At 41.6% G+C, this 13,656-nt stretch carries 13 protein-coding genes; 9 read left to right on the top strand and 4 right to left on the bottom strand.

Features of this window, described 5'->3' with window-relative positions; translation table 11 throughout:
* The first annotated feature begins 183 nt into the window (after positions 1-183).
* Positions 184-1,779: a DUF6377 domain-containing protein gene (locus BSCG_RS10375; protein WP_004312987.1), complete on the top strand. Its 1,596-nt coding sequence runs from the start codon at positions 184-186 to the stop codon at positions 1,777-1,779.
* Between the two features lie 75 nt (positions 1,780-1,854).
* Positions 1,855-3,255, top strand: coding sequence for an alkaline phosphatase (locus BSCG_RS10380; RefSeq protein ID WP_008776432.1), 1,401 nt, complete (start codon positions 1,855-1,857; stop codon positions 3,253-3,255).
* Between the two features lie 66 nt (positions 3,256-3,321).
* Here the strand turns inward: BSCG_RS10380 and efp are convergent, their stop codons facing one another.
* Positions 3,322-3,888, bottom strand: a complete 567-nt coding sequence (efp, locus tag BSCG_RS10385; protein WP_008776431.1) for an elongation factor P — start codon at positions 3,886-3,888, stop codon at positions 3,322-3,324.
* A 192-nt stretch (positions 3,889-4,080) separates the two neighbouring features.
* Between efp and rpmH the strand changes: the two genes are divergently transcribed.
* The 7 genes from rpmH to BSCG_RS10425 all read left to right on the top strand — a co-directional run bounded on the left by rpmH (position 4,081) and on the right by BSCG_RS10425 (position 9,595).
* Positions 4,081-4,239, top strand: coding sequence for a 50S ribosomal protein L34 (gene rpmH / locus BSCG_RS10390; protein WP_004299762.1), 159 nt, complete (start codon positions 4,081-4,083; stop codon positions 4,237-4,239).
* A 370-nt stretch (positions 4,240-4,609) separates the two neighbouring features.
* Positions 4,610-5,263 carry a PASTA domain-containing protein gene (locus BSCG_RS10400; protein WP_008776429.1) on the top strand — a complete coding sequence of 218 codons (654 nt, stop codon included), beginning with the start codon at positions 4,610-4,612 and terminating at the stop codon, positions 5,261-5,263.
* Between the two features lie 26 nt (positions 5,264-5,289).
* Positions 5,290-6,363, top strand: a complete 1,074-nt coding sequence (locus BSCG_RS10405) for an RluA family pseudouridine synthase (protein WP_008776428.1) — start codon at positions 5,290-5,292, stop codon at positions 6,361-6,363.
* Positions 6,360-7,334: a D-alanine--D-alanine ligase gene (locus BSCG_RS10410; RefSeq protein WP_004312992.1), complete on the top strand. Its 975-nt coding sequence runs from the start codon at positions 6,360-6,362 to the stop codon at positions 7,332-7,334. The genes BSCG_RS10405 and BSCG_RS10410 overlap by 4 nt, the downstream gene beginning before the upstream one ends.
* A gap of 7 nt (positions 7,335-7,341) precedes the next feature.
* Complete coding sequence (locus BSCG_RS10415; RefSeq protein ID WP_008024464.1) at positions 7,342-8,490, top strand: 1-acyl-sn-glycerol-3-phosphate acyltransferase; 1,149 nt, start codon at positions 7,342-7,344, stop codon at positions 8,488-8,490.
* Positions 8,487-9,188 (top strand): hypothetical protein, encoded by a 702-nt coding sequence (locus tag BSCG_RS10420; RefSeq protein WP_008024467.1) that lies wholly within the window; start codon positions 8,487-8,489, stop codon positions 9,186-9,188. Before BSCG_RS10415 ends, BSCG_RS10420 begins: the two co-directional genes overlap by 4 nt.
* A 14-nt stretch (positions 9,189-9,202) precedes the next feature.
* Positions 9,203-9,595, top strand: a complete 393-nt coding sequence (locus BSCG_RS10425) for a rhodanese-like domain-containing protein (protein ID WP_004312995.1) — start codon at positions 9,203-9,205, stop codon at positions 9,593-9,595.
* Positions 9,596-9,772: 177 nt separating this feature from the next.
* Here the strand turns inward: BSCG_RS10425 and BSCG_RS10430 are convergent, their stop codons facing one another.
* The 3 genes from BSCG_RS10430 to proB form a co-directional block, all read right to left on the bottom strand.
* Positions 9,773-10,729, bottom strand: coding sequence for an acetylornithine carbamoyltransferase (locus BSCG_RS10430; RefSeq protein ID WP_008024468.1), 957 nt, complete (start codon positions 10,727-10,729; stop codon positions 9,773-9,775).
* Positions 10,730-10,808: 79 nt separating this feature from the next.
* Positions 10,809-12,065 (bottom strand): glutamate-5-semialdehyde dehydrogenase, encoded by a 1,257-nt coding sequence (locus BSCG_RS10435; RefSeq protein WP_008776426.1) that lies wholly within the window; start codon positions 12,063-12,065, stop codon positions 10,809-10,811.
* Between the two features lie 420 nt (positions 12,066-12,485).
* Positions 12,486-13,568, bottom strand: coding sequence for a glutamate 5-kinase (proB, locus tag BSCG_RS10440; protein WP_008776425.1), 1,083 nt, complete (start codon positions 13,566-13,568; stop codon positions 12,486-12,488).
* Positions 13,569-13,656: the final 88 nt, after the last annotated feature.

Here is a 13,656-nt window from a genome sequence, read left to right as displayed (position 1 = left end):
GGAAAGCATTTGGGGACTAGAATATAAATATAAATACTTGTGATGCTCATTTTGTTGAAAATGAATGCATTGCTTGTGAAAAGACTATGAGAAAATACAACTAGGAATTAAAATTATTTTGACCGTCTGTTTCATAATCATTACTATATTCATTATATTTGTGACATCTTTAAAAAGTAACCTATGAGAAATATAGCCTATATCTTAGCTTTTCTTTTAGTTTGTCCGACTTTACTGTTTGCGACACAGACGGATGATAATGCGGCAGTCCTTAAAAGACTGGATGATATTATAAATAAGAAAGAGACTTTTCAGGTTCAGAAAGAGAAAGCTATTGATGCGCTGAAAATGCAGCTCGCTCATTCGGTTGCTCCTGCTGATAAATATCGCTTGTATGGTTCTTTGTTCGATGCTTATCTTCATTATCAGGCAGATTCTGCACTTTATTATATAAACAGGAGACAACAGCTTCTCCCCCAACTGACCCGTCCAGAATTGGCAGATGAGATAATAATTGACCGTGCAACAGTATTGGGAGTGATGGGAATGTATATTGAAGCCATGAAAGAACTGGAGAGCATAAATTCGGAGAAGCTGGACAAACAAACATTACTATCCTATTATCAGACTTATCGTGCCTGTTATGGTTGGCTTGCAGACTATACCACTAATAAAGAGGAAAAGAAGAAATACCTGACAAAGACAGATTTATACAGGGACTCTATCATTGGTATAATGCCGCCCGAAATAAACCGTACGATTGTACTGGCTGAGAAATGTATCGTTACAGGTAAGGCTGATACAGCTTTGGTGATGCTCAGCGACGCGTTGAAGGATGCGGTTGACGAACGTCAGAAAGTCTATATCTACTATACGCTGTCCGAAGCATATGGCATGAAAGGCGATATGGAAAAAGAAGTATATTATCTGATATTGACAGCTATTGCCGATTTGGAATCTTCGGTCAGGGAATATGCTTCATTGCAGAAACTGGCACACTTGATGTATGAACTGGGCGATGTAGACCGCGCTTACAAATATCTGAGCTGTTCGATGGAAGACGCCGTAGCTTGCAATGCCCGCCTGCGTTTTATTGAGGTGACGGAGTTCTTTCCTATTATCGACAAGGCTTATAAACTGAAGGAAGAAAAAGAACGTGTGGTTTCACAGGCAATGCTTGTCAGCGTCAGTCTGTTGTCTTTCTTTCTCCTTATTGCTGTTTTCTATTTGTATCGTTGGATGAAGAAACTGTCTGCCATGCGGCGTGACTTAAGCTTGGCGAACAAACAAATGCAGGCAGTAAACAAAGAACTGGAACAGACGGGGAAAATTAAAGAGGTGTATATCGCCCGCTATCTGGACAGATGCGTCAACTATCTGGATAAGCTGGAAACTTACCGTCGTTCACTGGCGAAGCTGGCTATGGCGTCACGTATTGAAGACTTGTTCAAAGCCATCAAGTCCGAGCAGTTTATCCGTGACGAGCGGAATGAATTCTATAATGAGTTTGATAAGTCTTTCCTGAAACTGTTCCCGAACTTTATTACCGCCTTTAATGAACTGCTGGTAGAAGAAGGGCGCATATACCCGAAATCCGATGAACTGCTGACAACGGAACTCCGCATTTTTGCCCTTATTCGCCTGGGAGTGATAGATAGTAACAAGATAGCCCATTTTCTGGGCTACTCTTTGGCGACTATCTATAATTATCGTAGCCGGATGCGTAACAAGGCTGCCGGTGATAAGGACAGGTTTGAGCAAGATGTGATGAATTTGTAATATGGCATCCGGATAATTTCTTCTTTTTTTTCCTACCTTTGTAGACGACTAATCTAATAATAAACTTACTAAAAAATGAAAAAGTTAATCTACACACTGTTCTTTGTTCTTATCTCCGTTGTTGCAAACGGTCAGGCAAAGTACGTATTCTATTTCATCGGGGATGGGATGGGAGTGAACCAAGTAAATGGTACGGAGATGTATCAGGCGGAAATTCAAAATGGCCGTATTGGTGTTGAACCTTTGTTATTTACTCAATTCCCGGTTGCTACTATGGCAACTACTTTCTCAGCTAAAAATTCAGTAACCGACTCTGCTGCTGCAGGTACTGCATTAGCAACAGGCAAGAAGACTTATAATCATGCAATTTCTGTGGGAGAGGACAAGAATGCTATTCAGACTGTAGCTGAAAAGGCAAAGAAAGCTGGTAAGAAAGTTGGTGTAACTACTTCTGTTAGTGTAGATCATGCTACTCCTGCCGCATTCTATGCACATCAACCCGATCGTAATAGATATTATGAAATAGCTTTGGATTTGCCAAAAGCAAATTTTGATTTTTATGCAGGTGGTGGTTTTCTTAAACCGACTACATCTTTTGACAAGAAAGAAGCTCCAAGTATTTTCCCTATTTTTGAAGAAGCCGGATATACAGTAGCACGTGGCTACAATGACTATAAGGCAAAAGCTGCAAAAGCAGAAAAGATGATCCTGATTCAGGAAGAAGGTGCTAATCCATCTTGTTTACCTTATGCTATCGATCGTAAAGAAGGTGATTTGACTTTAGCACAGATTACAGAAAGTGCCATTGATTTTCTTACTAAAGATAATAAGAAAGGGTTTTTCTTGATGGTAGAAGGTGGCAAAATAGACTGGGCGTGTCATGCGAATGATGCTGCTACAGTGTTCAACGAAGTAAAGGATATGGATAATGCTATCAAGGTAGCTTATGAGTTTTATAAAAAGCATCCGAAAGAAACCCTTATTGTCGTTACTGCCGACCATGAAACAGGTGGTATCGTGCTGGGTACAGGAAAATATGAATTGAACCTGAAAGCATTGCAGCATCAGAAACATTCTGCTGACGGACTTTCACAACGTATCAGCGAATTGAGAAAATCAAAAGGCAATAAAGTGACTTGGGAAGATATGAAAACATTCTTGGGCGAAGAAATGGGTTTCTGGAAACAATTCCCTATTTCTTGGGAACAGGAAAAGAAATTACGTGATGAGTTTGAAAAATCATTTGTGAAGAATAAAGTCGTATTTGCTGAAAGTATGTACTCTAAGAGTGAACCGATGGCTGCACGTGCTAAGGAAGTGATGGATGAGATTGCTATGGTAGGTTGGGTAAGTGGCGGTCACTCTGCCGGTTATGTACCTGTATTCGCTATCGGCGCAGGTTCTCAACTGTTTGGAGAAAAGATTGATAACACGGAGATTCCTAAAAGAATTGCGAAAGCAGCCGGATACAAATAAATATTGGTAAAGACATAAAAAACCGGGAGTCCAAAAACTTCCGGTTTTTATATATGTTCTTGTCAATTATGCTTTTACACGTCCTACGTAAGAACCATCGCGAGTGTCGATTTCAATTGTTTCACCTTCGTTGATGAACAACGGAACACGTACGGTTGCTCCTGATTCTACAGTGGCAGGTTTCAGCGTGTTGGTAGCTGTATCACCTTTCACGCCCGGTTCTGTATAAGTCACTTTCATTTGAACCTTGATCGGCATGTCTGCATAAAGTACAGTTTCAGTAGAAGCATCAGAAACAACTTCCAATACTGAACCTTCGAGCAGGAAGTCAACACCATTAATCAGATCGTGAGCGATAGGATGTTGGTCGAATGTTTCCTGGTTCATAAAGATATAATCTTCTCCTTCTTTATACAAAAATTGGTATGGACGACGTTCTACACGTACATCTTCCAACTTTTCACCGATGTTGAAACGGCGTTCGAGAACGTATCCGCTAACTACATCTTTCAGTTTAGTACGCATAAAAGTGTTACCTTTACCTGGTTTTACATGCAGGAATTCTACACAGAAATAGAGCTTTCCGTCCATACGGATACAAGTTCCGTTTTTGATGTCTTGAGCATTAATCATACTGCTATTTTTCTTATTATATTATTGTTATTTAATTGTTTTCGCAGGAATTCGACTGCAAAAGTAATCTAAATCGGTAAAAAACACAAAAACTTTTGAGCAAAAATGAGTTATCTCTTGGTTAATTTAAAAAAAGTGCCTATTTTTGCAGCCCGATTACGTAGAATAATAACATAAAAACAAGATACAGTAATGAAAAGAACATTTCAACCCTCTAACAGAAAGAGAAAGAACAAACACGGTTTCCGTGAGAGAATGGCATCGGCTAATGGTCGTAGAGTATTAGCTGCTCGTCGTGCGAAAGGCAGAAAGAAACTGACTGTTTCTGATGAGTACAACGGACAAAAGTGATAATCACTTGTCATCAGGAAACAAAAAAGGCGGAGAATTTAATCTTCGCCTTTTTTGTTTCTCTGTTTTTCAAGGGGATAGTATGTTAAAAAGCGGTATTGTTTGCTCTTATTTATGACTTTTTGCTTTTCTTTGTGAGATTAAATAAAACTCATAAACGAACATACGCGATGGTAGAGTATATCCGGGACATGAAACCCCGTATCATTATAATAAGGTTGTTGAAATCTATAGGAGTGGGGATTATAGTTGCAGCAATTCTGGCGATGATAAGCGTCTTTGCATAATAGGTAGGGACATTTTTCATCGCCTACTTTTTAAAAGTTCAACTATTTTGTCGTATCTTTGGCGCATATTAACAGCAATGCGTATGACTATTAAAGAATTCTTTTCTTTTAAAACCAATAAATATTTCTGGGTGAATATTATCGCCATGATTGTGGTGATGGTAGTGATGATATTTGGTGTGTTGAAATGGCTTGATATACATACACATCATGGTGAAAGCGTGGTAGTTCCCGATGTGAAGGGAATGACAGTGGAAGAAGCTACGAAGATGTTCCGGAATCACGGTTTGGTATATGTGATTTCTGATACCAAATATGTCAAAGATAAAGCAGCGGGTATCATTCTTGAACTGAAACCGGGAGCCGGTGAAAAAGTGAAGGAAGGACGTACAGTATACCTGACAGTCAATACCCTGGATGTCCCTTTACGTGCCATTCCCGATGTGGCGGACAACAGCTCGCTCCGCCAGGCACAGGCCAAGTTACTGAATGCCGGTTTTAAACTGAATCAGATTCAATTGGTAAATGGTGAGAAAGACTGGGTGTACGGCGTGAAGTATCAGGGACGTCAGTTGGCTGCCGGAGAAAAGATTCCTTTGGGAGCTTCTTTGACATTGATGGTGGGAGACGGCTCCGGTGATATGTCGGAAGAAGAGGACTCGGTTGATGTTTCCGTGGATACGGAGAAACCGGTTACGTCGGAATCATCACCTGCTCAAGATGATAGTTGGTTTTAATAGATAAATAACAGAAACGGACTCGCATGATAGAGGAAGAACTTCCGGATGAACTGGAGAATGATTTGGATGATATAGAACCTGTCGGTGACGAATCCCAGCTTTACGAACACTTCCGCGTGGTTGTAGACAAGGGACAGGCGATGGTCAGAGTCGACAAATATCTGTTCGAACGTATTGTCAATGCTTCGCGCAACCGTATTCAGAAGGCTGCCGAAGACGGATTCGTTATGGCCAATGGCAAACCGGTGAAGAGTAGCTACAAAGTGAAACCGCTGGATGTCATTACGGTAATGATGGACCGTCCCCGTTATGAAAATGAAATTATTCCTGAAAATATTCCCCTTACTATCGTTTATGAAGACCCTTATCTGATGGTTGTGAATAAACCGGCGGGATTGGTCGTGCATCCGGGACACGGAAACTATCACGGCACGCTGGTCAATGCGCTGGCCTGGCACATGAAGGATATACCGGATTATGATGCCAATGACCCGCACGTGGGACTTGTTCATCGCATCGATAAAGATACTTCAGGCTTACTGGTGATTGCCAAGACACCGGATGCCAAAACAAATCTGGGACTCCAATTTTTTAATAAGACTACCAAACGCAGATATCGTGCTTTGGTGTGGGGCGTTGTGGAACAGGATGAAGGAACGATTGTCGGTAATATCGCCCGCAATCCGAAAGACCGGATGCAGATGGCGGTGATGTCCGACCCGACGGTGGGCAAGCATGCCGTTACGCACTACCGTGTATTGGAAAGACTGGGATACGTAACCCTTGTGGAATGTATACTTGAAACAGGACGTACCCATCAGATTCGTGTCCACATGAAGCATATCGGCCATGTATTGTTCAATGACGAACGCTATGGCGGGCATGAGATACTGAAAGGAACTCATTTTAGTAAATACAAACAGTTTGTAAATAATTGCTTTGACACTTGTCCCCGACAGGCTTTGCATGCTATGACGTTGGGGTTTGTGCATCCCGTCACAGGTGAGGAGATGTACTTTACTTCCGAACTTCCGGATGACATGACCCGGCTTATCGAGAAGTGGAGAGGCTATATAAGTAATAGAGAATTAGAATGAAACGCAACATCGCTATCGTAGCAGGAGGGGATACCTCTGAAATCGTAGTTTCCCTGCGTAGTGCACAGGGCATTTATTCCTTTATTGATAAGGAAAAGTATAATTTGTATATCGTGGAGATGGAAGGCCGTCGCTGGGAAGTACAATTGCCGGACGGAAATAAAGTGCCGGTAGATAGAAATGACTTTAGTTTTACGAACGGAACGGAAAAGGTTGTGTTCGACTTTGCTTATATTACCATCCATGGTACGCCCGGTGAGGATGGTCGCCTGCAAGGCTATTTTGATATGATGCGTATACCGTATTCCTGTTGTGGAGTATTGGCAGCTGCCATTACATACGACAAGTTTACCTGCAATCAATATCTGAAAGCTTTTGGAGTGCGCATTGCCGAATCATTGTTGCTGCGCCAGGGACAATCGATTTCTGACGAGGAAGTAGTGGAAAAGATCGGTCTGCCTTGTTTTATCAAGCCTAGTCTGGGAGGTTCGAGCTTCGGAGTTACGAAAGTAAAAACAAAAGAACAAATACAGCCGGCCATTGTTAAAGCTTTCGGAGAGGCGCAAGAAGTACTTGTAGAAGCGTTTATGGATGGAACGGAACTGACTTGCGGCTGCTATAAGACCAAAGAGAAGACAGTTATCTTCCCGCCTACGGAAGTGGTGACGCACAATGAGTTTTTTGATTATGATGCTAAATATAATGGACAGGTAGATGAAATCACTCCTGCGCGTATCTCGGACGAACTGACCAAGCGTGTGCAGATGTTGACTTCGGCTATCTATGATATATTAGGTTGCTCCGGCATTATCCGTGTAGATTATATTGTGACTGCCGGTGAAAAACTGAATCTTCTCGAAGTAAACACTACTCCGGGAATGACTACTACCAGCTTTATTCCCCAGCAGGTGCGTGCAGCCGGACTGGATATAAAGGATGTGATGACCGATATTATTGAAAACAAATTTTAATCACGTGATGGATCTGACAGAGTTTAATGAAATTCGTCCTTACAATGATGAGGAACTTCCTCAAATCTTTGAGGAACTGATTGCCGATCCGGCTTTTCAGAAAGCTGCTACCGGGGCTATACCGAACGTTCCATTTGAACTTCTGGCGCAGAAAATGCGTGCCTGTAAGACTAAACTTGATTTTCAGGAGGCATTTTGTTATGGCATTTTGTGGAAGATAGCGGCAGATCATACCGCCGGGCTGACTCTGGATCATACCGCCATACCGGATAAAAGTAAAGCTTATACGTATATATCGAATCATAGAGACATTATTCTCGATTCGGGCTTTCTCTCTATTTTGTTGATTGACCAGGGAATGGATACGGTAGAAATAGCGATTGGAGATAATTTGCTGATTTATCCCTGGATTAAGAAACTGGTACGTGTCAATAAATCATTCATTGTGCAGCGGGCATTGACCATGCGGCAAATGTTGGAATCTTCAGCGCGTATGTCCCGTTATATGCATTACACCATTTCGGAGAAAAAACAGTCTATTTGGATTGCGCAGCGTGAAGGACGTGCAAAAGATTCGAATGACCGTACGCAAGACAGTGTGTTGAAAATGCTGGCAATGGGTGGTGAAGGTGATTTGATAGACCGTTTGATGGAAATGAATATTGCTCCGCTTGCTATTTCATACGAATATGACCCGTGTGATTTTCTGAAAGCGCAGGAGTTTCAGTTGAAGAGAGACATCGAAGGGTATAAGAAGACGACGCAGGACGATTTGATTAATATGCAAACCGGTCTTTTCGGATATAAAGGCAGGGTACATTTTCAGGTTGCCCCTTGTCTGAATGATGATCTGAAAGAGTTGGACCGTTCGTTGCCGAAACCGGATTTGTTTGCCCGTATCTCTGCTTGTATTGACCGCCGCATTCATCGTAATTACCGGATATATCCGGGAAATTATGTGGCGTACGATTGGCTGAATGGCACGACGGAATTCGGGTCCAATTACACGGAAGAAGAGAAACAACAGTTTATGAACTATATTGAACAACAATTGGCAAAGATCAAGATTCCGAATAAGGATGAGGACTTTTTGCGTGAGAAGTTGTTATTAATGTATTCCAATCCGTTAGTTAATTATTTAGCAGCTTGCCGATGAAAAGAAGAAAATTACATGTTATTTGGTTGTGGGGATTGCTTTTCCTGATGACTGCCTGTGGAGATGATGATTATTATTATCCTTCGGTGAAACTGGAATTTGTGACTGTAGAGGCCGGGGAAGACGGTCGTATACAAACGCTTATTCCTGATAAGGGAGAGGCTTTGCCTGTGGCGGAAGACCGTACGGGTTCTACTATTGCCGCAAATACCTCCAGACGTGTAATGAGTAACTATGAAGTGCTTCCGGATGGAAGTGCGGCTACTATATATTCTTTGCAATCGCTCATTGTGCCGGTGCCTAAGCCGGAAGATGATCCTGTGTATAAAGACGGTATAAAGCAAGACCCGGTAGAGGTGGTCAGTATCTGGCTGGGGAGGGATTATCTGAATATGATTCTGAATCTAAAAGTCAGTACAGGCAAAGGACATACTTTCGGCATAGTGGAAGATGTGTCTGAACTTAAAACAAATGGTATTGTGAATATGTTATTATACCATGATGCGAACAGTGATGAAGAATACTATAATCGGCGTGCTTACATCTCTGTTCCTTTGGCGCAATATATTGATGAAGAGCATCCTGGCCGGACTATGAATATTAAGTTTAAATATTGTACGTACGATAAGGATGGATCTGCGGTAGTATCTGAAAAGTATTGTGATCCCGGGTTTGACTATACTCCTGGGCAGAATTGAATAATAGAGTATATATGTTTAAATTGAATCAATTAATCGTGGGGATATTTTTATTTCTCTCTTCCCTTTTCTCTTGTCAGCAGAAAGGAGATTTTCAATCCATGAATGTAGAGGAATTTGATTCTCTTATTCAGAATGAGGATATACAACGTCTGGATGTCCGCACACTTGCGGAATATTCGGAGGGGCACATCACGAAGACAATCAACATCAATGTGATGGATGATTCTTTTGCTTCAATGGCTGATTCATTATTACAGAAGGATAAACCGGTGGCTGTGTATTGCCGTAGTGGTAATCGGAGCAAGAAGGCTGCGGCAATTTTGAGTGAGAAGGGCTATAAGGTCTTTGAGCTTGATAAAGGATTTAATTCCTGGCAGGAGGCTGGCAAAGAAATAGAGAAATAAGGTAAAGTAAAGAGCGGGCGGTAAGTAATAGCCTGCTTTTATTTTAAATACAATAAGAACAAAAGAACATCTCAATTTTCAAATCCTGTTTTTATATTTATAAGTAGGATTTTAAGGAGATGTTCTTTTGTTCTTATGCGTTGATGGAAAAGGCTTTTCGGCCTCTTTATTTTTCGGTTATTTTAGTCCTTCCAATAGTCTCTTCAGAACGACAGTTGCCGAGATTTCACGATTAGCAGCTTCCGGAATAACGATTGATTGCGGGCTTTCGATCACATCGTCTGTCACAATCATATTTCTGCGAACCGGAAGACAATGCATGAAATAAGCGTTGTTGGTAACTGCCATTTGACGGTCGCTGACTGTCCAATCACGATCTTTACTTAATATCTGTCCGTAATTGTCGCCAGAATAAGCTGCCCAGTTCTTGGCATATATAAAGTCGGCTCCTTCGAAAGCCTTCATCTGGTCGTATTCTACTTTTGCGTTGCCTACAAATTGCGGGGCAAGTTCATAACCTTCGGGGTGGGTGATGACAAATTCGTAATCCGTTGCGTTCATCCATTCGGCAAAAGAATTGGGAACAGCTTGTGGCAATGGACGTGGATGTGGAGCCCAGGTCATGACCACTTTAGGACGTGCTGTTTTCTTGTATTCTTCAATGGTAATCAAGTCGGCAAAGCTCTGCAATGGGTGGCGTGTTGCCGCTTCCATCGAAAAGACGGGACGTCCGGAGTATTGGATAAATTGATTGATAATCGTTTCCTGATAGTCAAAGTCGCGGTTTTCGAAACGGGCGAAAGAACGTACTCCGATGAGATCACAATAACAGCCCATCACCGGAATGGCTTCTAAGATATGTTCCGGTTTATCGCCATCCATAATTACGCCACGTTCGGTTTCCAATTTCCATGCACCTTGATTGATATCTAGTACCATTACATTCATTCCCAAGTTGATTGCAGCTTTCTGTGTGCTAAGGCGGGTGCGCAGACTGGAGTTGAAGAAGATCATCATCAAAGTCTTGTTTCGTCCCAGTTCTACATATTTGAAACGATCTTTTTTAATTTCGAATGCTTCTGCAAGGGCTGATTTTAAATCGCCGATGTCCTGTACGCAAGTAAATTTCTTCATATCATTTATCTTTTAATTCTTAATTTTCAATTAGTTTCGTTCAATACCTTGTTTGATTTTTAACGATAACGGTATCGTCTCAATTTCTTCTCGTTTGCCCGTCTCCTTCGATGACCCATTTGTAAGAGGTGATCTCTTCCAGTCCCATCGGACCGCGCGCATGTAGTTTTTGCGTACTGATTCCGATTTCTGCTCCTAATCCGAATTGCGCTCCGTCAGTGAAGGCAGTAGATACATTGGTGTATACGCAAGCTGCATCCACAATCTTTGTGAATAAGGCTGCACGTTCCTTGTTTTCGGTAACAATACACTCGCTATGTTTGGAGCTGTTTTCCTGAATATGGTCTAAGGCATCTTCGAAGCTTTTTACGGTCTTGACAGCCATTTTATAATCCAGAAACTCTGTGCCGAAACTTTCTGCTTTGGCGTGTTCCAGAAGTTCGGCAGGATAGCGGCCTTCTAATGCTTGATAAGCCTGTGCGTCAGCATAGATAATGACATGGCTGTCTTTTAGTTTCTCGCAAAGCATAGGGAGATCGGTCAGTCTTTTCTCATGTATAATGGTGCAGTCCAGCGCATTACATACGCTAACCCTGCGTGTCTTCGCATTGTGAATAATAGCTGCCCCCTTGTTTACATCTCCAAATTCATCAAAGTAAGTGTGACAGATACCTGCCCCTGTTTCAATAACGGGAATTTTTGCATTCTCGCGTACGAAATGAATCAGGCTGCTGCTGCCTCTGGGGATAATCAGGTCTACGTAACCCACAGCATTCAGCAATGCTGCCGTAGCTTCTCTATCAGCCGGAAGTAGTTCTACAATGTGTGGATTGATATTGAATTTCTTCAATACTTCGTGAATCACACTGATGATAGCCCGGTTGGAACAATCGGCATCACTTCCTCCTTTCAATATGCAGGCATTTCCACTCTTTAGACAAAGGGAGAAAACATCAAAACTGACATTCGGACGGGCTTCATAAATAATTCCTATCACTCCGAAAGGAACGCTGACTTTTGTCAATCTCATCCCATTGGGGCGAACACTTTCTTTCAACACTTTACCCAAAGGAGAGGGGAGTGTCGCTACATTGCGTGTGTCGGCAGCAATGCCTTTTAAACGTTCTTCCGTCAATTTCAACCGGTCGTACTTCGGATCATTTTTGTCCATCCGTGCGAGGTCTTTTTCATTCTCTGCAAGAATGAAAGGTGTTTCTGCAATTGCTGCGTCAGCTACTGCATTTAAAATCTGATTGATGATGTCATCATTCAGCAAGGCTAATTCCCGACTTGCCACCTGTACGGCAGCAAAGGTCTCGTTTAAATTTGTAGTCATTTGCTCCTTTTTTGCATTAAATGGAAAGATAAACTATGCAAATATAGTGAATGATGTGAATAAAACTTGTTGAAAACAGAAATAAATGTTGCTTTTGTGATGGTATATAGATTGTAGAGACATATAGTTCTAATTTCGTATCTCTTTTTCTGATTAGTTGAAAATTCATTTCGGTATAGAAATGAGGTAAACTCATACAATTATAATTCAAAAAAACTTCCGTAAACATTCTCAAGTATACTTATCCCTATGAGAAAAAATACTCATAGGTATGAGAAGAAATACTCATTATAATGAGAACTTTTTCTCATTGCAGTGAGAATATACCCTTGTTAGAATAGGCTGAAACAGTTCATTGCTGTTTCAGAAACAAGCTAATTTTAGTCTAAAATCGGATAAAACAGAAATTCTTATTATTAATTATTCAATGTATAGATAGTCATAATGTACTACCGGTTTCTTTCCATGCTTACCGATTGCTTCTTGCACCTGTTTGGAATCGCAGTTCACCTTTCCAACGCCCACTTGATTTCCTTGAAAGTCCATGATACGCACAATGTCATCTTTCTCAAATTCACCTTCAACGTGAGTAATTCCGATGGGGAGGATGCTGACAGCCTTTTCAGAGTTTAGAACTTCTGTCGCACATTCGTTGATGTGAATTTCTCCTTTGGCAAACCCCTCGCTATGAGCAATCCATTTTTTTACACTGGATACCGGTTCGTTTGAAGGGATAAAACGTGTACAAAGCGTTTCTTTTGGATGCTGAAGCAAATCTACCAGAATATTATCCCGTTTCCCATTGGCAATAATCACTGTAATTCCTTCATCAGCTATTTTGCGGGCAATATTTGTTTTCGTCAACATTCCCCCCCGTCCGAAACTGGACTTCGTTGCCTGAATATAATTGGATAAATCTTTTCCGTGATCGATCTCCCGGATAACAGAAGAACCCGGATCGGCAGGAGAACCATTGTAAATTCCGTCAATGTTGCTTAGGATAATGAGAGCCTGTGCATCCATCATGGAAGCGATGAGCCCGGACAATTCATCATTATCAGTGAACATAAGCTCGCTGACGGAAATTGTATCATTCTCGTTGACAATAGGAATAACATTGTTTTCAAGCATTACCGTCATACAGTTTTTCTGATTCAGATAATGGCGGCGGGTACCAAAACTTTCTTTCGTGGTTAACACCTGACCAACAGGAATACTATGCTCGCGGAAAAGTTCGTAGTAACGGTTGATGAGCTTAGCCTGACCTACGGCAGAAAACAACTGGCGTTGGTCTACACTATCGAGTTTTTTCAGTGGATGCACTTCACTGCGCCCGGAAGCAACAGCTCCCGAAGAAATCAGAATGATTTCCACCCCGGATTTATGTAATTCCGCTATCTGGTCAACAAGTGCCGACATACGGGTAACGTCCAGCGTTCCGTCGCGGCGTGTCAATACATTGCTTCCTACTTTTACTGCGATTCGTGTAAATTCCTGTTTCATTCTTACTAACGATTTGAAAGCACAAATATAGAGCTTTTTGCCGATATGTTACCAAAACAGGCTAAAAAGAATTATCTTTGCAGTCAGA

The sequence above is a fragment of the Bacteroides sp. 2_2_4 genome (genome assembly GCF_000157055.1).
GTDB classification, from domain to species: domain Bacteria; phylum Bacteroidota; class Bacteroidia; order Bacteroidales; family Bacteroidaceae; genus Bacteroides; species Bacteroides ovatus.
Note: the sequence above shows the minus strand (reverse complement) of the source record. Positions and strands in the feature narration are given on the sequence as shown.